At 44.4% G+C, this 23,843-nt stretch carries 23 protein-coding genes; 17 read left to right on the top strand and 6 right to left on the bottom strand.

Annotation, left to right across the window (positions count from 1 at the left end):
* The first annotated feature begins 88 nt into the window (after window positions 1-88).
* The 13 genes from R2J37_RS10970 to R2J37_RS10910 all read left to right on the top strand — a co-directional run bounded on the left by R2J37_RS10970 (window position 89) and on the right by R2J37_RS10910 (window position 12,181).
* Window positions 89-880, top strand: a complete 792-nt coding sequence (locus tag R2J37_RS10970) for a zinc dependent phospholipase C family protein (protein WP_316265000.1) — start codon at window positions 89-91, stop codon at window positions 878-880.
* Window positions 822-1,844 carry a DNA/RNA non-specific endonuclease gene (locus R2J37_RS10965; RefSeq protein WP_316264999.1) on the top strand — a complete coding sequence of 341 codons (1,023 nt, stop codon included), beginning with the start codon at window positions 822-824 and terminating at the stop codon, window positions 1,842-1,844. The genes R2J37_RS10970 and R2J37_RS10965 overlap by 59 nt, the downstream gene beginning before the upstream one ends.
* A gap of 135 nt (window positions 1,845-1,979) precedes the next feature.
* Window positions 1,980-2,561 (top strand): 50S ribosomal protein L25, encoded by a 582-nt coding sequence (locus R2J37_RS10960; protein ID WP_230105651.1) that lies wholly within the window; start codon window positions 1,980-1,982, stop codon window positions 2,559-2,561.
* A gap of 144 nt (window positions 2,562-2,705) precedes the next feature.
* Entirely contained in the window at window positions 2,706-3,968 is a 1,263-nt protein-coding gene (locus R2J37_RS10955) for a nickel pincer cofactor-dependent isomerase, group 22 (RefSeq protein ID WP_316264997.1), read from the top strand.
* A gap of 185 nt (window positions 3,969-4,153) precedes the next feature.
* Complete coding sequence (locus R2J37_RS10950) at window positions 4,154-5,305, top strand: aminotransferase class V-fold PLP-dependent enzyme (RefSeq protein WP_256194946.1); 1,152 nt, start codon at window positions 4,154-4,156, stop codon at window positions 5,303-5,305.
* A 164-nt stretch (window positions 5,306-5,469) separates the two neighbouring features.
* Window positions 5,470-6,744: a double-cubane-cluster-containing anaerobic reductase gene (locus R2J37_RS10945; protein WP_230105654.1), complete on the top strand. Its 1,275-nt coding sequence runs from the start codon at window positions 5,470-5,472 to the stop codon at window positions 6,742-6,744.
* Window positions 6,745-6,748: 4 nt separating this feature from the next.
* Window positions 6,749-7,009: a putative Se/S carrier protein gene (locus R2J37_RS10940; protein WP_230105655.1), complete on the top strand. Its 261-nt coding sequence runs from the start codon at window positions 6,749-6,751 to the stop codon at window positions 7,007-7,009.
* Window positions 7,010-7,054: 45 nt separating this feature from the next.
* A complete protein-coding gene (locus tag R2J37_RS10935; protein ID WP_230105656.1) occupies window positions 7,055-7,831 on the top strand; it encodes an acyl-CoA dehydratase activase in 777 nt (258 codons plus the stop codon).
* A 2-nt stretch (window positions 7,832-7,833) separates the two neighbouring features.
* A complete protein-coding gene (locus tag R2J37_RS10930; RefSeq protein WP_230105657.1) occupies window positions 7,834-8,985 on the top strand; it encodes a double-cubane-cluster-containing anaerobic reductase in 1,152 nt (383 codons plus the stop codon).
* 31 nt (window positions 8,986-9,016) lie between these two features.
* Window positions 9,017-9,628, top strand: coding sequence for a sulfurtransferase-like selenium metabolism protein YedF (yedF, locus tag R2J37_RS10925; protein WP_230105658.1), 612 nt, complete (start codon window positions 9,017-9,019; stop codon window positions 9,626-9,628).
* A 200-nt stretch (window positions 9,629-9,828) separates the two neighbouring features.
* Window positions 9,829-10,479 carry a YczE/YyaS/YitT family protein gene (locus R2J37_RS10920; protein WP_316264993.1) on the top strand — a complete coding sequence of 217 codons (651 nt, stop codon included), beginning with the start codon at window positions 9,829-9,831 and terminating at the stop codon, window positions 10,477-10,479.
* 223 nt (window positions 10,480-10,702) lie between these two features.
* Window positions 10,703-11,323 (top strand): GNAT family N-acetyltransferase, encoded by a 621-nt coding sequence (locus R2J37_RS10915; RefSeq protein WP_316264991.1) that lies wholly within the window; start codon window positions 10,703-10,705, stop codon window positions 11,321-11,323.
* 42 nt (window positions 11,324-11,365) lie between these two features.
* Window positions 11,366-12,181 carry a class I SAM-dependent methyltransferase gene (locus R2J37_RS10910; protein ID WP_256194939.1) on the top strand — a complete coding sequence of 272 codons (816 nt, stop codon included), beginning with the start codon at window positions 11,366-11,368 and terminating at the stop codon, window positions 12,179-12,181.
* Window positions 12,182-12,561: 380 nt separating this feature from the next.
* On the opposite strand, the gene R2J37_RS10905 is transcribed toward R2J37_RS10910, so the two are convergent.
* Window positions 12,562-13,881, bottom strand: coding sequence for an IS30 family transposase (locus R2J37_RS10905; protein WP_316264989.1), 1,320 nt, complete (start codon window positions 13,879-13,881; stop codon window positions 12,562-12,564).
* A 319-nt stretch (window positions 13,882-14,200) separates the two neighbouring features.
* On the opposite strand from R2J37_RS10905, the gene R2J37_RS10900 reads away from it, so the two are divergent.
* The 4 genes from R2J37_RS10900 to R2J37_RS10885 all read left to right on the top strand — a co-directional run bounded on the left by R2J37_RS10900 (window position 14,201) and on the right by R2J37_RS10885 (window position 17,950).
* Window positions 14,201-14,632 (top strand): Hsp20/alpha crystallin family protein, encoded by a 432-nt coding sequence (locus tag R2J37_RS10900; protein ID WP_316264987.1) that lies wholly within the window; start codon window positions 14,201-14,203, stop codon window positions 14,630-14,632.
* 76 nt (window positions 14,633-14,708) lie between these two features.
* Complete coding sequence (locus R2J37_RS10895; protein WP_316264985.1) at window positions 14,709-15,734, top strand: DnaJ C-terminal domain-containing protein; 1,026 nt, start codon at window positions 14,709-14,711, stop codon at window positions 15,732-15,734.
* 174 nt (window positions 15,735-15,908) lie between these two features.
* Window positions 15,909-16,727, top strand: a complete 819-nt coding sequence (locus R2J37_RS10890) for a DNA-3-methyladenine glycosylase family protein (RefSeq protein ID WP_316264983.1) — start codon at window positions 15,909-15,911, stop codon at window positions 16,725-16,727.
* 89 nt (window positions 16,728-16,816) lie between these two features.
* Complete coding sequence (locus R2J37_RS10885; protein ID WP_316264981.1) at window positions 16,817-17,950, top strand: linear amide C-N hydrolase; 1,134 nt, start codon at window positions 16,817-16,819, stop codon at window positions 17,948-17,950.
* A 22-nt stretch (window positions 17,951-17,972) separates the two neighbouring features.
* On the opposite strand, the gene R2J37_RS10880 is transcribed toward R2J37_RS10885, so the two are convergent.
* From R2J37_RS10880 to R2J37_RS10860, 5 genes are all read right to left on the bottom strand, one after another.
* Window positions 17,973-19,820 carry an ABC transporter ATP-binding protein gene (locus R2J37_RS10880; protein ID WP_316264980.1) on the bottom strand — a complete coding sequence of 616 codons (1,848 nt, stop codon included), beginning with the start codon at window positions 19,818-19,820 and terminating at the stop codon, window positions 17,973-17,975.
* Window positions 19,807-21,540 carry an ABC transporter ATP-binding protein gene (locus R2J37_RS10875; RefSeq protein ID WP_334303270.1) on the bottom strand — a complete coding sequence of 578 codons (1,734 nt, stop codon included), beginning with the start codon at window positions 21,538-21,540 and terminating at the stop codon, window positions 19,807-19,809. Before R2J37_RS10875 ends, R2J37_RS10880 begins: the two co-directional genes overlap by 14 nt.
* Before the next feature lie 86 nt (window positions 21,541-21,626).
* On the bottom strand, window positions 21,627-22,106 hold the full coding sequence (locus R2J37_RS10870) for a DUF2798 domain-containing protein (RefSeq protein ID WP_316264979.1): 480 nt from the start codon (window positions 22,104-22,106) through the stop codon (window positions 21,627-21,629).
* A 240-nt stretch (window positions 22,107-22,346) separates the two neighbouring features.
* Window positions 22,347-22,556: a hypothetical protein gene (locus R2J37_RS10865; RefSeq protein WP_230105678.1), complete on the bottom strand. Its 210-nt coding sequence runs from the start codon at window positions 22,554-22,556 to the stop codon at window positions 22,347-22,349.
* A gap of 25 nt (window positions 22,557-22,581) precedes the next feature.
* On the bottom strand, window positions 22,582-23,763 hold the full coding sequence (locus tag R2J37_RS10860; protein WP_465221512.1) for an IS91 family transposase: 1,182 nt from the start codon (window positions 23,761-23,763) through the stop codon (window positions 22,582-22,584).
* Window positions 23,764-23,843: the final 80 nt, after the last annotated feature.

Below are 23,843 nucleotides of genomic sequence, written 5' to 3'. Positions count from 1 at the left end.
TAATGTTTAGAGAAAATTAAGATGAATAATCAGTAAAGCTGATGTATACTGAGAATCAGGGGTATAAAGTTAAAAAGGAGGTGGGCATATGCCTGCATTTTACGCACATGACCGTTTTGGCAAAGAGGTGTCAGCCCGGCTGAACGGTGAGCTGAAGGAAATTGTAAAAAGATATTACAGACAATTCAGAATCGGTCTCCAGGGACCAGATCTCTTTTTCTTTTACCGTCCGTACCTTCCTAATAAGGTTTCAGAATACGGTAATCATCTTCATGCCATTTCAGCATATCCGTTTTTTGAACACGCAGTAAAGGTTGTGCGAAAAAGAGGAAGAAAGACAAGAGAGTACGCATATCTTCTTGGATTTCTCTGCCATTATATTCTGGACAGTGAATGTCATCCTTACGTGGAAACTTACATTGGAAAGAGCGGAGTTCAGCATCTGGAGATTGAAGAAGAGTTTGAAAAAATGTTGCTGCGTCTGGATGGAAGAGATCCCTTTTCCTATCCCATGGCTAAGCTTGTGCCGGTAGATATCGCAACAGCAGAGGCTATTCGGCCTTTTTATGAAAATATGACAAGTAAAGTAATTCTCCGCTCCCTGAAGGATTTGAGAACGGTAAAAAAACTTTTTACGACCCGCGGTCCTGGGAAACAGGCTCTGATCAATACAGCTATGAAGATGACAGGGAAATATCCCTATTTAAAAGGGTTGATGAATCAGCGCATTGATAATCCCAAATGCCGGGAGAGCAATCAGGAACTGAAGAGGAGATTTGATGGAGCTGTCGGCCTTGCCGTAAAAATGGCGGAGAGCCTGGATGAAAGCGTGCAGACAGGAAAGGGGCTGGAGAGGCGTCTTGACCGGACATTTGGATAATCAGGAAAAAATAAAAGAAAATCAGAGCAGCCTGCCGGAACGTTCGAAGAAAAAGTTCCTTAGCCTGATCCTGGCAGTCCTATGCTTTTGCTTGACTGCCTGTCAGGCACAGAGTGGAGGAGCAGAACAGGAAAACGTTCCGGTGTCTTCGGTATCATCAGAGGAAATCTCTTTGGAAGAAGTGCCGGAATATACAGGAGAACCTTATGTGGAGGTGGATGAAGGAGAACCGGATTTTTCAGAAGAAGAGCTGACAACAGATTCTTATGAAACGTACAGCGAACTGGATGAGCTGGGACGGTGCCAGAGTGCCGAAGCCTGTGTGGGTACAGATCTTATGCCGGAAGAGGAGAGGGAAGGGATCGGAGAGATAAAACCGTCGGGATGGCACACTGTAAAATATGACACTGTAGAGGGAAAATATCTCTATAACCGTTGTCATCTTATCGGCTATCAGCTTACTGCAGAAAATGCCAATGAAAAAAATCTGATCACAGGAACAAGATACATGAATACAGAAGGGATGCTTCCTTTTGAAAACGAGATTGCGGATTATGTGAAGGAGACCGAGAATCATGTTATGTACCGGGTCACGCCGGTGTTTGAGGGAGATAATCTGGTAGCATCCGGTGTATGGATGGAGGCAGAATCTGTTGAGGATGAAGGAAGAGGCGTTTCTTTTAACGTATATGTTTATAATATACAGCCGGGAATAGAAATTGACTACAGCCGTGGGGACAGTCGGGAAGCCAGTGATGCAGATGTCCTGGAAAAAGGAGAGACAAGTGATGCAGAGGACAAGAAGGGAGAGACTTATATTATCAATGAAAACACAGATAAGTTTCATAAACCGGACTGCTCCAGCGTATCTGATATGAAAGCCCGAAATAAAAAAGAATTTTCAGGGAACAGGGAAGAACTTCTGGAACAAGGTTATTCTCCCTGCGGAAGGTGTCAGCCATAAGTTTATAAAAATTTAATAAGTATTTTCTGCTATAAGTGTTATAATATGCATGTAACAAGGAAACCGATTTAACTGACCTCTTTGTTTTGCAAAGTTGAAGGCTGTTAAGCAATCAGATTTTGGAGGAAAAGATAAATGAATACTTTAAAAGCTGAAAAAAGAAACATGCAGACAAAAGCGAAAAAACTTAGAAGGGAAGGCTTTGTTACCGGAAATGTATTTGGCAGAGAAATGAAAGAGTCCATGCCGATACAGATATTAAAGACAGATGCAGAGCGCCTGATCAAAGGCCATGGAAAAGGCAGCCAGATCATGTTGGAAGTTGACGGCCAGACCATGGATGTCCTGATCAAAGAGATTGACCTTAGCCCGTTGAAAACAGATATATACGAGATTGATTTCCAGGCTTTGGTGAGCGGTGAAAAAGTTCACTCTGTAGCTGAGGTGATTCTGCTGAATCACGAAAAGGTAAATACAGGACTCGTACAGCAGATGTTGTATGAGATTTCCTATAAAGCAGTCCCGGCGGCACTGGTTGAGAAGGTAGAGATCGATGTGGGAGATATGAAACTTGGTGATTCGCTTCAGGTGAAAGATCTGGATATTGCTAAGAAGAAAGACATTGATCTTATTACAAATCCGGAGACAACGGTAGTAGCTGTCACAGAAATACACAACAGTGCTTCAGAGGACGAAGAGGCTGAAGAAACAGAATAAAAATATTTATTTGAGGATACGCAGGTACAACTTGTGTATCCTTTTTTATTTTATAGGAGAGTTTTATGGGAAAGTCCTTCGTACTGCCCTATATACAAGATCTGACGGCCGGATGTATAATGGATTTAACAGGAGGAAAAGAGTATGAAATTTCCAAAGATGTACCAAATTTACAATCACGACTACAGCAGGGAAAACATCAACAATATAGAAACAGAATTTGAAAGGGAATATGAAAAAGCTTCCATTGATCCTGACAGGATTAAGGGGAAAAAAGTAGGAATTGCAGTAGGAAGCCGGGGCATTGATAAGATTGTCCCTATTGTTTCGCAGACTGTAGAAAAAATAAAAGAGGCAGGCGGAAGGCCGTATATTTTCGGAGCAATGGGGTCTCATGGGAACGGAACGGCAAAAGGACAGAGGGAGGTGCTGGCATCCCTTGGTATCACAGAAGAAAAGGTGGCAGCCCCCATCCTGTGCAGTGGAGATACGGAAGAATGGGGAAAAACAAAAAAGCATGGATTTACGGTTTACGGTAATGTATTGTGCCGGGAATTTGACGCGGTAGTTCTTATAAACAGGGTGAAGATGCACACAGATTTTGAGGATGTAACAGAGAGTGGCGTACTGAAAATGATGGCTATTGGAATCGGAAATCCAAGAGGCTGCCAGAATGTCCATTCCCTTGCATTAAAATATGGCTATGGGACGGTAATCAGGGAAACAGCAGAGTTTATGAGCGCCAGGCTGAATGTCCTTTTTGGAGTAATGATAACAGAAAATGCAGTTCATGAATTGAGTGGCATCTATTTGCGGAAACCGGAAGATTTTTTGGAGACAGAGAAGAAGCTGCTTGAGAAAGTGAAAAAAGAAAGAATGAAGCTTCCGGCAGATCAGATCGATGTTCTGATCGTAGATGAGATGGGGAAAAATATTTCAGGGTCAGGCATGGATACAAAAGTGATCGGAAGAGTTTTTGTGACTGGACAGTCAGAACCGAAAATCCCGCAGGTCACCAGGATCGTTGTTCTTCACCTTACAGAGGAGTCTCATGGGAACGCCATTGGGATCGGTCTGGCAGATTTTTCCACAAAGGAGGTCCTGGATCAGATTGATTTTGCTGCCACAGCCAAAAATGCAGTGGCTTCCATGGCTCCTGCCCAGGGGAAAATTCCATGTATAGAAGCAAATGACCAAGAGGCTACTGAGGCAGCCATTGCCACTGCTGCTTTGGACGAACTGGAAAAAGCAAAGATCATTCGGATCAAAAATACCAATAATATAGAAAAACTCTGGGTATCAGAAGCTCTGTATGAGGAGCTGAAAAACAATCCTGATATTGAACTGCTTCAAGAAGGGCAGGAACTTCAGTTTGATGACAACGGTCATCTGGAAGAATTTTTGTAATGCCGCCTTCCTCTGTTTGTGTCAGGATATTGAATAGAAGGATAATAGAGAATACAAATAAATAAGCAGTGCTTATTGAAAAAAACGATAAGAAATACTTTCCCCTGAATTGTTGAGAATATAGAAAAGTGATACCGTTATATATAGCTGAAAAGGAAGATAAAACAAAGGGGGATGGTATAACCATGAACAAAAAATCATCCATTTATTTTGATAATGGAAGCACTTCCTATCCAAAGGCTCCCGGAGTGGCCCGGGAAGTCGGCAGATTGCTGACAGAAGGGGCATTTAATATCAACAGAGGGAATTATGAGGGAGCATATGAAGTGGCAGATACGGTACTGGAAACGCGAGAACAGCTGGCTGATCTTTTCCATGCAGAAAGTTCCCGGCAGGTTATATTTACACCGGGAATTACCCATTCCCTGAATTATTTTATCCGCGGATTTTTAAAGTCCGGAGATCATGTCCTTGTGACGGGAATGGAGCATAATGCGGTGATGAGGCCACTGTACGCCATGGAAAAAAGGGGCGTCTGCTATGAGGCTGTCTATACGGATGAGGAGGGAAATGTGTCTCTGGAAGATATGGAGCATAAAATCCGCCCAAATACAAAAGCAATCATTGTCCTTCATGCCTCTAATGTGTGCGGCACGATTGTGCCTGTGGAGGAAATAGGAAAAATCTGCAGGGAACGGCAGATTTATTTTGTGGTGGATACAGCCCAAAGTGCAGGAACGATTCCGGTTGACATGAAGAAGACCGGAATTGATTTCCTTGCTTTTACCGGCCATAAAGGTCTTTTAGGCCCCCAGGGAATCGGAGGATTTTTGATTTCTTCTTCTCTGGATGACAAGATGGAACCACTGATCATGGGAGGTACAGGCAGCCAGTCAGACAGCCTTAAGATGCCGGAAACCCTGCCGGACAAATATGAAAGCGGAACCCTTAATCTTCCCGGAATTATCGGGCTTCATGCAGCTTTATCTTATATTAAGGAGCAGGGAATAGAGAAGATTCATCAAAAAAAGATGGATCTGACGAAATATTTCCTGGAACAGGTGAAGCAGTTTCCGCAGATACGTATTGCGGGAAAGAAGGGGACCGAAGGGAGAGTTGCGGTGGTTTCACTGGATTTTCTAAAGACAGATAACGCGGTGGCAGCCTTTAAGCTGGAACAAAAATATGGCATTATGACCAGGGTGGGCCTGCATTGCGCACCGGCAGCACACTATATACTCGGAACCTATCCTCAGGGAACGGTTCGTTTTGCTTTCAGTACTTTTAATACAAAAGAGGAGATCGATCAGTGTATTCAGGCATTTAAGGAATTGTAACAGCAGAAAGTGAAAAGGACTTATAGAAAAAGTCAATAAAATGAGAGAATTATTATAAAAAGCAATAAGAAAACGGCCTCTTTATAATTGTTTGGAAATTCTAAAAGTGTTACCGTAATAGAAGGAGTACTGTGGAAAGTACAAAAAGAGGAGGTTATTTTATTATGGCAGATTACAGAAAGATGTGGGAAGATTTGGGAATGGATGTGGACACACACGACCAGTTGTGCGAAGTTTTGCCACAGGCATTTGGCGATGTTTATCTTTCCCAGGAAAACAGGCCGGAGGCAATGGATTATTTTAACTTTGTCGTTGCAGAAATACACGGGGTCCGTCCGGCAGAGCTGATCGAACATCAGAAAAAAGGCGGGAAAGTATTCGGGACATTCTGTGTCTATGTGCCGGATGAAATTGTATTTGCAGCAGATGCGATCGCTACAGGACTGTGCGGCGGATCACAGTTCTGGGTTCCGGGAGGAGAGAAGGTTCTTCCTACCAATACCTGTCCTTTGATCAAGGCATCAGTAGGTGCCAGACTGGACCGTACCTGTCCGTTTTTCCGTATTGCTGACATGTATGTGGGAGAAACTACATGCGACGGAAAGAAAAAAGCATGGGAAATTCTGGCAGAGGATGTTCCGGTACATGTAATGGATCTGCCCCAGATGAAGAGAGAGAAGGATGTCTGTTCCTGGGCGGATGAAATCCGGGAATTTAAAAAAGTAGTAGAGGATTTTACCGGAAATAAAATAACAGCGGAAAAGCTTGCTGACAGTATTCATATGATCAATCAGAAGAGGAAAGCCCTGGAAAGACTGTACGCTTTTCGCAGAAATGACAGGCTTCCCATCAGTGGAAAAGATGTACTTCTGATCTCACAGATCGCATTCTATGATGATCCCACAAGATTTACAGAAATGACAAATAAACTGTGCGACGAACTGGAAAACAGAGTAGCAGAGGGTGTGAGCGTATTTCCGGAAGGAACAAAGAGAATTATGCTGACAGGAACACCTCTGGCTATTCCAAACTGGAAGATCCATAATCTGGTAGAAACAAGCGGAGGAGCAGTTGTCTGTGAAGAAATGTGCACCGGCACAAGATATTTTGAACGCCTTGTAGATGAGACAAAGACGACGGTAGATGAACAGATCGACGCTATTGCAGAAAGATATATGGGAATCAACTGTGCATGCTTTACACCAAACAGCGCAAGAATTGATGATATTGTCCGCCTGGCAAAAGAATATAAAGTGGATGGAGTTATTGATGTAAATCTGAAATTCTGCAGCCTTTATGACGTAGAGGGATATACGGTGGAAAAAGCGCTGAAGGAAGCAGGAATTCCGGTACTTGGAATTGAAACAGACTATGTAGACAGTGATGCACAGCAGCTTCGTACAAGAATCAGTGCATTTATAGAAATGCTGGGGGCATAGGCCCATGTCAGAAAAACAGCATTACATTTTATTTCCCAATCATGATAATGGAATGCGGCTTCACAGAGAGCTGAAGGCACTTGGAATCAGGGCGGTCATCGCCCCGACTCCGAGAAGTGCAAGCAAGTGCTGCGGGATTTCCCTGATTTATCAGGAAGAAGATAGGGAGAAAATAGAGAAATGTATTCAGGAAAACGATATTGAAATTCTGGATATGGTGGTGGTTGAAAAGGATATCAACCCCGGCAGAGACCGGTACTGCTGATGAAAGACCGGAATAGTGAAGAAGCAAAAGACGAAGGGATAGTACATGAATTATATAGGAATAGATATTGGTTCAACAGCTGCCAAGGTGGTGGTAAGAGGAGAAAAGGAACTTGCATTTACCATGCCTACCGGCTGGAGCAGTAAGGAAACAGCGTTGACGATCCGTGAAAATCTGAAGAAAGACGGAATCAATATGGAGGAAGGCCAGGCAAAAGTCGTGGCTACGGGCTATGGAAGAATTGCGGTAGATTATGCAGATTATGTTATTACAGAGATTACCTGCCATGCAAGAGGCGGCCGGGAGCTGGGAAGCGATCACTGCGCAGTCATCGATGTGGGAGGACAGGACACGAAAGTGATCCTCATCGAAAATGGCATGGTGCAGGATTTCCTTATGAATGATAAGTGTTCTGCAGGGACCGGGAAATTCCTGGAAATCATGGCAAACCGTCTTGGAGTTACGCTTCAGGAACTTTTTGATATGGCCGCTGCGGGAAATACACTTTCTATTAGCTCATTGTGTACAGTCTTTGCTGAATCAGAAGTGATCAATTATATTGGGGAAGGCAGAAAGAGAGAGGACATTGCGGCTGGTGTTGTGGATTCTGTTGCAGCTAAAGTGGCTCAGCTTGCAATGAGGAAAAACCTGCCGGATCATATTATTTTGACAGGTGGGCTTAGCAGCAGTGAATATTTTACAAAAATACTGTCAGAAAAAATCGGACAGAAAGTATGCCCTACTGAACAGGGACGATATGCAGGCGCTTTGGGAGCGGCACTGCTGGCAAAAGAAAAGACAAAAACAGATAAAAGGAGATAAAAATGGAACTGATCAAAGAATTGCCAGAGGTATTTGAAGAATTTGCAGAGCAAAGGAAAAATTCTTTTCTCGGAGTAAAAAAATTAAAAGAGCAGGGAGTTCCTATTGTGGGAGCATATTGTACTTATTTCCCCCAGGAGATTGCAATGGCTATGGGAGCCGCCACAGTGGGACTGTGTTCCACTTCCGATGAGACAATACCGGAAGCAGAGAGGGATCTCCCCAAAAATCTCTGTCCTCTGATCAAATCCAGTTACGGATTTGCGAAGACAGACAAATGCCCGTTTTTCTATTTTTCCGATGTGGTAGTCGGGGAGACAACCTGCGACGGAAAGAAAAAGATGTATGAATATATGTCTGAATTTAAAGATGTGTTTTTGATGGAACTTCCAAATACACAGGGCGAGGAAGCGCTGAAGCTCTGGAAAAGCGAGATCATTCGCTTTAAAGAATATCTGGAAAAGAAATTTGACGTAACGATCACCGAGGATGATATCCGGGAAGCAATCAAAGTGAACAATGCCGGACGGCGCTCTTTGAGAAAATTGTATGAAGTTATGAAACATGATCCGGTTCCGATCTGCGGACATGACCTTTTTAAGGTATTATATGGAAGTACCTTCAAATTTGACCGGAGAGAAATTCCGGCAGAGGTAGATGCCCTGGTAGAAAAGATACAAAAAGAATATGCGGAAGGAAAAATGCTGGAGAAGATGCCCCGTATTCTTTTCACCGGCTGTCCTGTTGGAGGAGCGACAGAAAAGGTGATCCAGGCAATTGAGAGCAATGGGGCAGTCGTTGTTACATACGAAAACTGTACCGGCGCCAAATCCATTGACAAGCTGGTAGATGAGGAGAATCCTGATGTGTATGATGCTCTGGCAAGAAGATATCTGAATATCGGATGTTCCGTTATGACTCCTAATCCCAACAGACTGGAGCTTTTGGGACGTCTGATTGATGAATATAAAGTGGATGGAGTAGTTGAAATGACGCTGCAGGCGTGTCATACTTATAATGTGGAGGCTTTTAGCATCCGCAAATTCGTAAACCAGGAAAAAGGGATTCCATATCTCAATGTGGAAACAGATTATTCACAGGCAGATATTGGACAGCTGAATACGAGAATTGCAGCATTTATTGAAATGCTGTAATCATATAGACACAAAGAAAGGTGGAAGAAACATGATAACAGTAAATGCAATGGGAGATAACTGCCCGATTCCGGTGATTAAGACAAAGAAGGCAATGCAGGAGCTGACAGGACCGGAGACAATAGAGGTTCTTGTAGATAATGAGATTGCCGTACAGAATGTATCAAAAATGGCAGCATCCAGCGGAGGGAAAGTAACTTCCGAGAAAAAGGGAGAAAAAGAGTTCCGGATCGTGATTGAAATGGAAGGAGCGCCATCACAGGCTGCCGGAGAGGAAGAGGAAACTGCCTGCATCCCGGATGCCAGAGGAAATACCGTTGTTGTCGTATCTTCTGACCGCATGGGAGAGGGAAATGATGCCCTTGGAAAAGTTTTGATCAAAGGATTTATTTTTGCTGTCACACAGCTGGATACACTTCCTAAAACCATGCTGTTTTACAATGGCGGAGCAACCCTGACCTGTGAAGGGTCGGATTCGCTGGAAGACTTAAAGAGTCTGGAAGCACAGGGCGTGGAGATCATGACATGCGGAACCTGTCTGGATTATTACGGATTAAAAGAAAAGCTGGCTGTCGGAACTGTGACAAATATGTACAGCATTGTCGAGACAATGGCAGGAGCCGGAAGGATCATCCGTCCATAAAGAAAGCAGACGAGGTGTTACAGGATATTTGAATTGTCAAGTAAAAAGTAGAGCATATTAAACTTAAAATGACAAAAGCCGGGGTAAATTTTATTGCCCCGGCTTTTTGAGCCGTGATGTACTTCTCTGTATCAGGCATACACATTTTTTTTGATAGTGTTATAATGGAAATGACGGAAAAGGGAAAGGAATGAAATATATTGAATAAGTTATCTGTCTATATTTTAAAACGCTATCTGCTCCTTCTGGTGGGCCTTTCAATCATGGCATTTGGCGTCGCATTTTCTATTAAAGCAAGTCTGGGAACCTCTCCGATTTCGAGCGTACCGTATGTGGTCAGTCTGTTTACTTCGCTGACTGTAGGGACGGCTACAATTACAATGCATTGTGTATTTATTTTGCTGCAGATACTGATCTTGAGGAAAAATTATCACCCAATTCAGCTTATGCAGCTTCCGGTGGCGTTCTTCTTCGGCTATCTCACGGACTTCGGTGTGTGGGCAGTTCAGGGAATCCACTGTGATACATACTGGCAGCAGTGGCTCGTCTGTCTTGTCGGTATCCTGTTGGTGGCCGTGGGAGTCAGTTTTGAAGTTAAGGCGGGAGTGATAGTATTGGCAGGAGAGGGAGTAGTACTGGCAATCTGCAAAGTGTTTCCTCAAATAAAGTTTGGATATATGAAAGTAGGGTTTGACGTAACGCTGGTTATAATTGCCTGTATTTTGTCGCTTTCCTTTACAGGACAGCTTCAGGGCGTGAGAGAAGGAACAGTGGCAGCGGCTCTTTTGGTTGGGATGCTTGCAAAACAACTGGGGAAATTGTTGTCAAAGTGGGAACTGGAAAAGGAATAGTTTTGACAGTCATATATAACGATGCTATAACATATTCGGCATAAAATTTTGTCAATACAAGAAAAAGATATTGATATTTGTTTTCAAATAGGTTATTATAACAACAAATAGTTAGTTTTAACTAACTTAAATAGAAACATGCAAACTGATTAAATGAAGGGCAAAGATATTTATACAAAAGGAAGGCGATAAACCTGACCAGCCGGCAGAGAGGAGAAATTTTATGTTTACGATCCGGCCATATAGAGCGGAAGATGTAAAAGACTGCAGCCGATGTTTTTATGAAGACTTTTTTACATGTCCCATTGACGGAAATGACAGAGGATTTTTGCGGGATTATGTCCAGATCCTTATAGAAAAATGCAGTTTCACCTATGTGGCGGAAACTTCGGATCACCAGGTTGTGGGGTTTATCTGTGGCATTTATGATAAAAAATTTCATCCGAAAAAGTCGGATTTTGACCGATGTAAAAAGCATTATGGAGCGTGGTGCCGGATGTTTTTGAAGTTCTATCTGGGACAGTATCGCTTGTCCGAAGCCTTTCAGAAGCAGCTGGATGATTTCCTTTTGCAGCTGCGTGAGCGGGAGGAAAAATATTTTGATAGCTGCGATCTCGAACTGGCAGCCCTTTCATCCGGAAAGGACTATCGGAAAGGGCTGGGTACGGTGCTGGTGTCAAAGTTTATGGACAGAGCGGAAGCTGACAGGGCAAGTACAGTGAGGCTTTTGACCAATACACTGGCCACCTGGAAATTTTATGAAAAACGGGGATTTATAAAAAAGGCAGAAAAGCCGTTTCCGGACGGATCCGGACGGATCCGGACAGAAAACGCTTATTTATGAATATCGTCTCGAGCAGAAAGGAAGTATAGGAAGATAAAGGATATGAAGATGAATGGAAGAAACCGGGATTCGATTAGACTCGGTACACATGGAGAAAATTATGGGAACTGGATGTCCGCGCCGGTCTTTTATATGATGGGCGCGCTGGTTGTCCTTATGGCAGTTTTATGCGTCGTATCGCATTTTATTCCCGGCATAAGGGTGATTGGAATTTTAGCGTTGATCGCTGCAGTAGCAGTATTGATCCTGCTTGCCTGGACCACCTGGATCCGGCGACAGTACGCCTTTGGCGGAGGCGGCATGATGGAAAAGGTTCATGAGGTTCTTTTATCCCATCTCGATTATGACGGGAAAGGGAAGCTTTTGGAGGTGGGCTGCGGATCGGGAGCGCTCTCCATCAGGGCAGCGCTATCCTGGCCGGAGACGGAAGTTACCGGCATTGATTACTGGGGGGCTGTTTACGATTACAGCCAGACCATGTGTGAGAGAAATGCGCAGAGCGAGGGCACAGCCGGCCGCTGCAGGTTTCTTCGCGGCGACGCACGGAAACTGGATTTCCCGGATGAGAGTTTTGACGCTGTGGTGAGCAACTATGTCTATCATAATATCAACGGCGCGGACAAGCAGGCCCTGCTGCTGGAAAGTCTGCGGGTGCTGAAAAAAGGCGGTGTGTTTGCCCTTAACGACGACATGAAGCCTCGGATGTACGGGGATATGGAGAAGTTCGTAGAGAAACTGCGCAAAATGGGATACCAGGAAGTACAGATCATCAATACAGCACAGGAAGCCTTCGGTTCACACCGCCGCGCAGCATGGATGATGCTGGGAGACTCCCGGATGCTGGTAGGACGAAAATAAGATTGGTAAATACACTGCCAGTCTTATATCAGAATACCATAACCGGGAATCCCCGGTATTTTTTTACTTCTTTTGGGTCGGGTAACTGTCTGGCAAGAAGCCGTAAAAAGGTTTCTATAATAAAAACTAATTTCCACCATCGGATCTTATCGATAAATAAAGGATTTTAGAAAAACTTATTTCTGGATTTCCATAGATTTTAAGGGACATTTTCTTTATAATGAAAAGGAGAAAAGCAGCTGGATGTGTATTTTATGACATTCAAAAAAGACCGCAGGAAGTGTTTTTGAAAAACTAACTTCCACCGGTTTTTCTGTATGGTTTGTATGAAATCCTGTCATTGGCCCGGAGCTTTTTGTATTTTAGGTTGTTGAAAAAATTTACTTTAAAAGCGTAGGTTTCAGTGTGACCTGATCAACCGGGATCCATGCCATATGGCAGAGCTCCAGCAGTTTTCTGTCCAATAGGAGAAGAGCCAGTTCAAACGGGGTGCAGCCGTTTAGACTGGCTCTTGCCGTACTATTGATATGATTAGCTATGAGCGTGGCCTGTGCCTGTGTCAACCCGGAGAAAGTTTTTCCCTTGGGAAGAACATAGCGGATAAATTCATGGTTCTTTTCCAACCTTCCCTTTTGCCAGGAAGCCATCGGGTCACAGTAGAAAATGAGAGTATGAGAACCATGGCCATTATTTCGTTCAAAGACGGAAGGATCTTTAAAAGAGGAACCATTATCCGTCAGGATCACGGAAAAAAGCCTAGAATACCGGGCAGGTCCCAGGGAGGCATATAGGAAGTCAAAAACATCCCTGACAGAAGCTCTGCAGTCGCTCTCCATGAGAAAAAGGAGCATAAAGGAACAGCTGCGAAAGAAAAGAGTAAGGAGGACAGGAGAGCTTTTGCCGCCGGCGCCTTCCACCACATCCATTTCCACAATGGAACAGTCTGGATGAGCGGCTATGTACTGCTCAAAGTCCAGATATGTGCGCCCCATACGATAGCCGGGAATTTCTGGTTCAGACCGCCGTTTTTTCCTGGGTTTATAAGAAACTTTTCTGGGGAGATCCAGATTTACTGCAGAGAAACAACGGAGATCGATATAGTTGTAAAGAGTCCGCTGGGAACAGTTGATCTCCTCCCTGTGGGTGAGATAAATATGGGACAGAGGCTGCCCTTGCTTCAAAAGAGGAGAGATGAGCTTGTCCAGTTTTTCCAGGGATTCCGGAGACTGATTGATCCCGGATCTGGAAGAAGATTTGACCTCCTGATAGGAATCTTCTGCGTATTTTGCCCGATAAAAATAGAAGTCATGGGAACAAGTACGCAGTTTAGGACAGCTGTTGCAAACGTAAGGAGGCTTTAAGAGCCGTGGACAGATCAAGGGAGAAAAGTCCGGACAGTAAAAAGAACAGCGCTTGCTGCGGCATTTGGAGCAAAGGGAGAGACAGGAAGTGCGTCCGCACAGGTGCTGCCTGGTACAGGAAGAAAAATGAGCGCATTCCGAGCGTCTGCGGCTGTTCTCGTCCCGATAGTGTGGAACAAGGAAACGATGCCGCCGGATTTCTTTAGAGATGGTAGAGGAGTCTTTGGAAAGAGCCCTGGCCATTTGAGAAAAAGAGAAGCCTTTTTCGATCATGATTTCAATCTCTGCACGATCAGAAAGAGTAAGATGCTTAAAGTTACCAATATGATGAGTTGCCATGATGACCTCCAATCCGCTCCGGGGAGTACAGGATAACACGATTGCAAAGGTAAAATCCACCCCTGATTTATAGAGAAGCAAAAAAGGAAAAAAAACAGAAATAACTTTTTCAATTAACGGAAGCCGTAAAAAATTAGAAAAATTAGCACTCACCTATTGACACTGCTAATAATAAGTGTTATATTACAAATAGAACAAAGGGAAAGAGATAGAGATAGAGATAGAGATGAGCAGATTCCTGAAGTTCAAAAACAACATTTCAGCTGCATATTTTACTGCAGGAAATGCTAATATAAATAAAAGATAGGAGAGATGATTTATGATGATGCCTAGTATTTTTGGAGAGAATTTATTTAATGACTGGTTTGATTTTTCATTTCCGGAGGTGGACAGAAGATATACAGGACGTACGGATCAGATTATGAAGACGGACGTTAAGGAAAAAGACAATGGTTATGAAGTGGAGATTGATCTGCCTGGATTCAAGAAAGAAGATATTAAGGCAGAATTGAAAGAAGGATATCTGACGATCAGCGCTGCCAGAAATGTCAGCAATGAAGAGAAAAAGGAAGGAAAATATATCCGTCAGGAGCGTTTCACAGGCAATCTGAGCAGAAGCTTTTATGTTGGAAAGAATATTACGCAGAATGATATCCATGCGAAATTTGAGAATGGTATTCTTACATTAGACATTCCTAAAGTGGATGAGAAGCAGGTGGAAGAAAACCGTTATGTTACAATTGAAGGATAACCTGCAGAAATTCCCCGGAATGATTTCCGGGGAATTTAGCGTTGGTGAAAAGGCAAAGGATCGGGAGGTGATGTAATTGGAAACAAAAAAAGATTGCTATGAGGTTCTTGGAGTGGATAAAAATGCAGATGCAGGTACAATAAAAAAAGCATATAGGAAATTAGCTAAAAAGTATCATCCAGATACAAATGCCGGCAATCCGCAGGCAGAGCAGAAATTTAAGGAAATTACGGAAGCCTATGCGATCCTAAGTGACCCTGAAAAGAAAAAAATGTATGATCAGTTTGGCTATGCTGCCTTTGACGGCAGCGCACCGGGAGGCAGTGGTTATTCGGGCAGAACATACGGAGGATCTGCAGGAAGCGGTTATCAGGAATTTCATTTTGAAAATGGAAATATGGATGACATTTTTGATGATATTTTCGGCAACTTTTTTCATGGAAAAAAGAAAGACGGTTTTGGAAAAAGGTCTTTTTACAGCAATGATTTCGGCGGTTTTCAAAACGATTTTCATACAGGCGGGTTCAGGCAAAAGGGCGCCGATTTAAAGGCAGAAACCAATATCAGCTTTGAAGAGGCTGTCTTTGGATGTGATAAGATTATAAGTTTCCAGGATCCCAGTGGGACTGACGGTAAGGTACAGACCCTTCAGGTGCATATTCCGGCAGGTATTGACACCGGGAAGAGCATACGTCTGAAAGGGAAGGGAATGCCCGGAAACGGAGGCGGAGAGCCGGGAGATCTTCTCTTGAAAGTGAAAGTAGGAGAAAAGAGAGGATTTGAGCGAAAAGGAATAGATGTTTATTCTACCCTTCAAATTCCATTTACAACAGCAGTGTTTGGAGGGGAAGCTCTGGTGAATACTCTCTATGGAAATGTAATGTGCAAAATAAAAGAAGGTACACAGTCAGGTACGAAGATCCGGCTGCGGGGAAAAGGGATTGTGTCTCTGGAAAATCCGGGGATACACGGCGATCATTATGTAACAGTACAGATTGAGGTGCCGAGAAATTTAAATCCGGAGGCAAAGAAGAAATTAAAAGAGTTTGAAAAAGCGGCAGGATTGAATAACGGCGGTCATGGAAGGAAGAGTGTAGCTTAAGTTCCAGTCCAGGGTATACAAAATTATCTGTAAGAAGAACCAGAAGGGAAGATCACTGAGAAAGCGAAGGAGCTGTTCTGTGATTTTTCCCTTCCTTTTTTATACACGTGATATAATGATTACATACCCGTGTAGAGGAAAAAGGGTAATTTAGAATAAGGAGACAACCGGAAAATGATAAAAATTACAAAAGAGAACTTTCATCCAGGACAGATCTGCGCATCCGGCCAGTGCTTCCGAATGGATCCTGTAGGAGAGAAGCGGTATGCTCTGATTGCGTCCGGGTATTACCTGGAAATAGAAGAAGTGGGGGACCAGAGCTTTCTTTTTTCCTGTACCAGGGAAGAGTTTGAAAAATTTTGGAGAGGATATTTCGATATGGATGGAGACTATAGCGCCTGTATAAGGGCAATTGATCCCAGGGACAGCTATCTTATGGATGCGGCCCGTTTCGGTTCCGGTATTCGGATTTTGCGTCAGGATCTGTGGGAAATGATCGTGTCTTTTATCGTTTCACAGCAAAATAATATTCGCCGTATCAAGAAAATTCTGGAACTTTTATCACAGAGATATGGAACAAAGATGACTGATTTACAGGGAAAGGAATACTATGCGTTCCCGAAACCGGAAGAACTGGCTCAGGCGGATGAAGATGCACTTCGGGCATGTAATCTTGGATACAGAAGCAGATATATAAAAAATACGGTAAACAGTGTGCTTTCCGGAGAAGCAGACCTGGAGAAGATAAAAGGGATGTGCTATCAAGAGGCACGCAAGGAGCTGATGAAGCTTAGCGGAGTAGGGGAGAAGGTGGCAGACTGTATCTGTCTTTTTGCACTCCACCATCTGGAAGCATTTCCCGTTGACACACATATCAAAAAAGTTCTAAAAAAGAACTATCCACAGGGATTTCCTTTTGAAAAATATAAAGGGTCGGAAGGAATCCTGCAGCAGTATATTTTTTATTATGATCTGCAGCATTCGGAAATCTGAGATCGGAAACAGCAAATGTGACAGTTACTGCATATTTTTCCTTGCAGCCAGGATATAATAAGGGCATAAGTGAAAAAAGGAGAAATCAGATGGAGAAATGCAGGGAAAACCAGTTGAAGAAGGAGGAAAGAAAGCGGAATGCCAGGGAATTTCTTCTGGCATCTGAGGGAGGATGCAGCGCTATGTCCTGGGAGACAGAAGATGGTCTTGTACTGTGGGGAAGAAACTTCGATTTTAACAGGATAGCGAAAGGGACAAATGTCCTGTATGTCCCGGCGGAGATTCCTTATGATACATGCGGCGGCGTACTGCCGGAAGAAAAGACATTACCCTCAAAGAAGCGGGGAAAATATGCGGCAATTGGAATCGGAGGGCTTTTTCTTTCCGACACGCCTCTTTTTTATGAAGGCATGAACGAGGAAGGGCTGATGGGAGGTCAGCTCTATTTCCGTAAATTCGCCGCATATCCAAAGAACTGTCAGTCCGGACGTATACCGGTACAGCCTTCGGTGCTCCTGACACATGTCCTGTTGCAGTGCAAAGATACAAAGGAAGTAGAAGAAGAACTGAAAAACCGGATCAGTCTTGTAGATTTGCCGATTCTGGGAACTGTGGTGCAGGTGCACTGGATGTTTACAGACAGGAGGGGAAGAAGCATTGTAGTAGAGGAGCGGCGGGATGGTCTTCATGTCTATCCGGATACAATGGGAATCATGACGAACAGCCCGGATTATGAATGGCATCGGTTGAACATCTTAAATTATGTGCAGATCAGGCAGGAAGATTATGGCATAAGGGAGTTTGATGGAGAGAGAGTAGAGCCCTGCTTTTCCGGCAGCGGTACTCTGGGGCTTCCAGGAGATTTTACCTCTCCGTCACGGTTTGTGCGTCTGGCCTTTTTGAAGAAGTATGGGGTGAAGGGAAAGAATGAAAAAGACGGGGTGACAAGGCTGTTTCATATGATGCATCACGCTGCGTTCCCGCCGGGACTTGCAGTGGTCGGCGAACCGGGGGAGAATATGCCGTATGATGAGAGAATGGTTCCCTATGACTATACGATTTACACCTCCGTGATGTGTGCACAGTCGGGAAGGTTTTACTGGACAACTTTTGAGAATATGAATATCCGCTGTGCAGCCCTTGCCGATCTGAAAGAGCGGCAGGAGCCGGTACAGCTTGAATTGAATGGAAGGGACGGATACAGTCAAGAAAGAGTAAGATAACGGAGGTAAATTTAAATACAGATCAGGTCAGCTCAGACATGCCATGATAGAGCTGGTAGTACATGCCTTTTTGAGCCAAAAGTTCCTCATGATCCCCGCGTTCTATGATCCGTCCGTGTTCCAGAACGAGGATGGCATTGGCGTTTCGCACAGTACTGAGGCGATGGGCGATGACAAAGACGGTACGTCCTTCCATGAGGCGGTCCATGCCTTTTTCAATCAGGCGTTCCGTTCGCGTATCAATGCTGCTGGTTGCTTCATCAAGAACGAGAACTGGGGGATCTGCCACGGCTGCCCTTGCAATAGCAAGAAGCTGGCGCTGTCCCTGGGAAAGGCCCTGGCCGTCTCCGGTGATCCATGTGTCATATCCGTCCGGCATCCTGCGGATAAAGGAATCGGCGTTGGCAAGAACAGCGGCTTTCGTTACTTCTTCGTCGGAGGCGTCCAGTTTTCCAAAACGAATATTATCAGCAATAGTTCCGGTAAAGAGGTGAGTATCCTGGAGTACGACAGCCATGGAACGGCGAAGAGACTCCTTACGGATATTACGTATATCAATTCCGTCGTAGGTGATCGTTCCTTTGCTGATTTCATAAAACCGGCTGATAAGGTTGATTATTGTTGTTTTCCCGGCTCCGGTGGAACCGACAAAGGCAATCTTTTGTCCCGGTTTGGCATAGAGGCTGATCTGGTCAAGAATCATTTTGTCCTCCCGGTATCCGAAAGAAACATGGTGGAAGCGTACATCACCTTTTAATGGAGTGAGCATGTGGGAAGAAGTATTCTCCCATGCCCATATTCCTGTGTGCTTCTTGGATTTGACAAGGGTGTGATCTGCGGTTTCGGCTGCATTGACAAGGACAATGGTTCCATCGTCTTCCTCTGGTGTTTCCTCCATCATCTGAAAGATCCTTTCTGCACCCGCCAGCGCGGAGAGCATAAAATTAGACTGCTGCGTGAACTGGTTTACCGGAAGGGTAGACTGGCGTACGAAGATCAGGTAGCTGGCAAGGCTGCCGATATCTGTCATGCCGTAAATAGCCATAAGAGCGCCCAGGACAGATACTACAGCATAGTTAATATAGGAAATACTGACGACCATGGGAATCATCGTGCTGGAGTAGGAAACTGCTTTTGTACCGGCTTCCTGCAGCAGAGCATTTTTTTCCTGAAAATGTTGCAGGCTGTCAGATTCATGGTTGAAGACTTTTACCACCTTCTGTCCCTGAATCAGCTCCTCAATATATCCGTTCAGTTCTCCAAGGTACTGCTGCTGACGGTTGAAATAGTAGGTGCTTTTTTTCCCGCTGTAGCGAATGTAGAGAAACATAGAGATATAGCCCAGAACAACAAGAAAGCTTAAGCGCCAGTTCAGGACAAAAAGAATTGTCAGTGTCCCCGCAACCTGAATAAAACTCTGGATAATCATGGCAAAGCTGTTGTTCAGGGCATCGGATATGGTGTCCACATCGTTGGTGAAGCGGCTCATGGTATCTCCGTAAGGATGCCGGTCAAAATAGTCCAGGGGAAGTTTTTCCATCGTGTGAAACAGATCCCGGCGAATATCATAGATAATCTTCTGCGCTGCCTTTACCATGGTCTGGCTGTAGCCATAAGAAGAGAGCGCTCCGGCGAGGTAGATGGCGGCAGTAAAAAGGACACCAAAAAGCAGGCCGGAAAAATCACCGGGAACAATATACCGATTGACAAGAGGCTTTACCATATAGGTGCCAAGAAGGTTTGCTCCGGCGCTGATGGTGACAAGAACAGCCACGGCAGCCAGAAGAAACTTATGCATTCCCATATAGGATAAAAGCCTGACGAAAGTTTTTTTCGGATCTTTTGGACGTTTTCTGCTAAGCGTTGCCATTTGTCGTGCCTCCTCTCATCTGAGAATCATAAATTTCCTGATAGACGGGGCAGGATGCAAGGAGCGACTCATGAGTGCCCAGGGCATGAAGGTGTCCGTCATCCAGGATCAGGATTTTATCTGCATGCATGACAGAAGTAACCCGCTGGGCAATGACCAGTTTGGTCATGGAAGAAAGAGCCGAAAGTCTGCGGCGCATTTTTTCTTCCGTGGCGGTGTCAACTGCGCTTGTAGAATCATCAAAGATCAGAATTTTCGGATGCTTTAAAAGAGTACGGGCAATACACAGCCGCTGCTTTTGCCCGCCGGACAAATTAATGCCGCCCTGCTCCAGTCTGGTATCCAGTCCGTCAGGAAAATGGCGGATAAACTCATCAGCGCAGGCAGTATGACAAGCATTCCAAATCTCTGTATCAGAAGCGTCGGGATTTCCCCACTGGAGATTTTCACGGATCGTCCCGGAAAAAAGCACATTCTTTTGAAGGACAATTCCCACAGCGTCCCGGAGAGCACAAAGAGAATAAGAACGGACGTCGGATCCGCCTACAAGTACTCTGCCGCCGGATGCGTCATAGAGTCGGGGAATGAGCTGTACCAGGGTGGTTTTAGAGGAACCGGTCCCGCCGATAATTCCTACTGTTTCCCCGGAACGGATATGAAGGTCGATGTCAGAAAGGGTATACTGCTGTGCGTCTCTTTTATACTTGAAATATACATGTTCAAAGTCGATCCGTCCGTCTGAAATTTCGGTGACAGGATCCTTGGGATCAGAAAGATCTGGACATTCGTCAAATACTTGATTGATTCGCCGTGCACTGGCAAGAGATCGGGTAAGCATAAGAAATACGTTGGAGATCAGCATGAGGGAATTGACGATCTGCAATACATAGCTTAGAAAACCGGTAAGCTGCCCTACCTGCATCTGTCCGGTCCTTATAAAGTTTCCGCCAAACCAGAGAATCAGCACAATGGCAGTGTACATGGTGGCCTGGAAAGCAGGGAGATTGAGAACGGCAAAGTGAAAGGTAGTGCGGCTGGTATCTGCAAGAGAGTGGTTAGCCTTTTCAAAAAATTCTTCTTCATACTCCTCTCTTACAAAAGCCTTCACAGCACGGATGGCGGTGAGATTTTCCTGGATAGCGGCATTTACTCTGTCCATGCATATCTGCAGTCTTCCGTACAGAGGCGCGACTTTTCGCACAATGAAAAAAAGGATGACTCCAAGCACAGGGATGCAGGCAAGGAAAACAAGCGAGAGTTTTGCATTCATCAGGAAAGCAAGAAAAAGTCCGAGAATGAGCATAACAGGACCTCTTACCATCGGCCGTATTCCTCCGGTGATCGCATTTTGTATCACGGTGATATCGGTTGTCATACGAGTGATCAAAGAGGAGGTGGCAAAATGATCCAGATTGGAAAAGGAATATGTCTGAATACGGGCAAATTCCTGTTCGCGCACAAAAGCACCAAAGCCAAGGGCGGCTTTGGCGGCAAATTTTGCGTAAAACAGTCCTGTAATGAGAGACAGGACAGCACAGATTCCCATCTGCATACCTTTTATAAGAATATAATGTATATTTCTGTTTGCCACTCCCACATCGATGATGTCGGCCATGATCAGAGGGATGACAAGTTCAAATCCGGTTTCCGCGATAATAAAGAGAATACTGAGAATAAATTCCCGCCTGAATGGCCCGAGATGAGAAAAAATCCGTTTCAGATCATGCAAGATAAGGACTCCCTTCCTCATTTATAAAGATATTATAGCAGGGTTAGGAAAGAAAATCACGAAATAATTTCCTCTCTTTACAGAGTACATTCCTGAAGCTGCCGGCGGAAGATCAGGCGGAACAGAAATCTGACAAGCGGACCGCAGAAAAAAATCTGCCAGCAAAGCGCCATGGGAAAATTGATGGCTACTGTCTGAAGCCACACTGCTGCAATCTGCACTCCAGCTTGCTTAAAGATGAGGGTTGCCCACAGACTCATGGAAGGACACATAAAGCATACAGTGACGCCAGCGCGCACAAGAGTGACAAGTACAGGATGATCCCTCTTTGGATCCGCCATACGAAACGCAATTCCGGAAGCAATCCGATCCATCAGAAAATAGCTGGTTGCAAAGCACAAAGGAATCATAAAAGGAAGTTCCGACAGTGCATGGATAAAGCAGGAATTAGACATGCCTCCCTGAAGGAGAGCGGTATTATAAATTTCCATCGCAAGTACCATAAAGAAAGACATCAGTAAAGTAAAAATGATTTCCTGAAAACGATTTTTTGGCATGTGCATAACCTCACATTCTATTGTTTTTTTATTTAATAGGAAATTTCTTTCCTATTAAATAAAACGCTCCGCGGGATGCGCACTCGCGAGAAGTGGAAGTTGCCGCTAAAGCGACCGCGCTCGGCGCGAGAGTTCCGCAAGGGAACTCTTTGTTCCTTTATAGGAAAGTTCAACTTTTGCTGAACTCTTGAATGAAACTAGCCCGCACAAAGGCGGGCATAGGAAACAGACGATTTTGTTTTAGAAAATATAAAAACCTTCTTCGCCAAAACCGTCATCATCCAGATCGTCAAATTCGTGTAAGAAATAATCCATGTCCAAAAGGTCATCGTCGCTCATATCACGGATTTCATCAGAGGTCATACCTTCTGGAGGATTTTTTATATACTGTTCCCGAAGTTCCTTTGCAAGTTCTGCCTCAGTAATTCGTTTGATATTGTCCGCCTCCATTTCTGTATCAGATATATTGATTGTATCACGCAGAAGGAGACGATGGAAGAAAAGAAAAAGAGGCAGGAGCCCGGCACCGATGCTTTCGCATAACCTTTTCGTATAATTCATGCAAAGGAACCGGTCTGTGGTTGAAATATAATTCAAGAAAAAGCATGGTCGTACCACAGGAAGGACACTTTAAAGGATCATATCCGAAGGAATGCAGGATGGAATCCCGCCAACGGTTAAAAGAAAGAAATATCTTATGCTTTTCTCTTGAAATAGCCCGGCGGAGGTATTTGTCAGATTTACGGTGCCTGGCATAGATGCCATAGTAACGGATCATTTTGAAATGTTTTTCCGGGATATGCTGGGTAAGCCTGGCTATGAAATCAAGGACCGGGATGGTTTCAGAGACCAGTTTTTCATCTTCATGCCGATGATAATGAAAGGTAACAAATTCGCCATCATAAGAATCAATGCGGGAGGTTGCGATCACAGGGCGTCCGAGATAACGGCCAATGTACTTGATCACGTGAGATGGATTACATTTGTTGGGTAAGGCCCGGACGTAAAAACCATTTTTGTGATCGGCATAGACAGAAGCCTTAAGCTTTTTAAAAGGGTCACCGATCCTGGAATGTAATTCGTTGAGAAGAACGGTCTGGAAAGAATCCCGCAGGAGTTTGTAGTTGAAGTGCTTTTTGTGGCGCCAGCGCAGAGAGAGGCCAACGCCGCCTTCGGAAACGAGACAATGGATATGAGGATTCCATTTCAGATCCCTGCCAAAGGTATGAAGGACACAGATAAAACCAGGAGTAAAGCGTTCAGCATAGTTATCTTTGAGGAACATACGGGAGACGACGCGGTTGACAGCAGAAAAGAGGCAATTTAAGAGCGAACGGTCCTGCAGGAACAGAGGACGGAGTTCTCTGGCAATGGTAAACACACAATGGAGATGCTGGACATGGATGATTTTAAAAGACATCGAGGTAGTCCTGTCAATGGAATACATGTTACCGCAGGAAGGACAGAAGCGGGAGTGACAGCGAAAAGGGAGAAACTTAAGATTACCGCAGGAAGGGCAGGCATACATGGTGCCACCAAAAGAGGGATCGCCGTAATGGATCATTTTTTCTACATTTTCGATGACAGAGTCACGAGGATGTTGGATATAGAGCATTTCTTCAAAATGGTCTGTAAAAATCTTCTGTAAGATATTCATAAGACTATTATGAAGGGAAAAGACACAAAAAGAAACCCCTAATCCCCTCAAGATTGAGGGGCGGGGGAGTTGAAGTGTCG

Source organism: Claveliimonas bilis (assembly GCF_030296775.1).
Classification (GTDB): Bacteria; Bacillota; Clostridia; order Lachnospirales; family Lachnospiraceae; genus Claveliimonas; species Claveliimonas bilis.
This window is presented reverse-complemented; position numbering and strand designations above follow the sequence as displayed.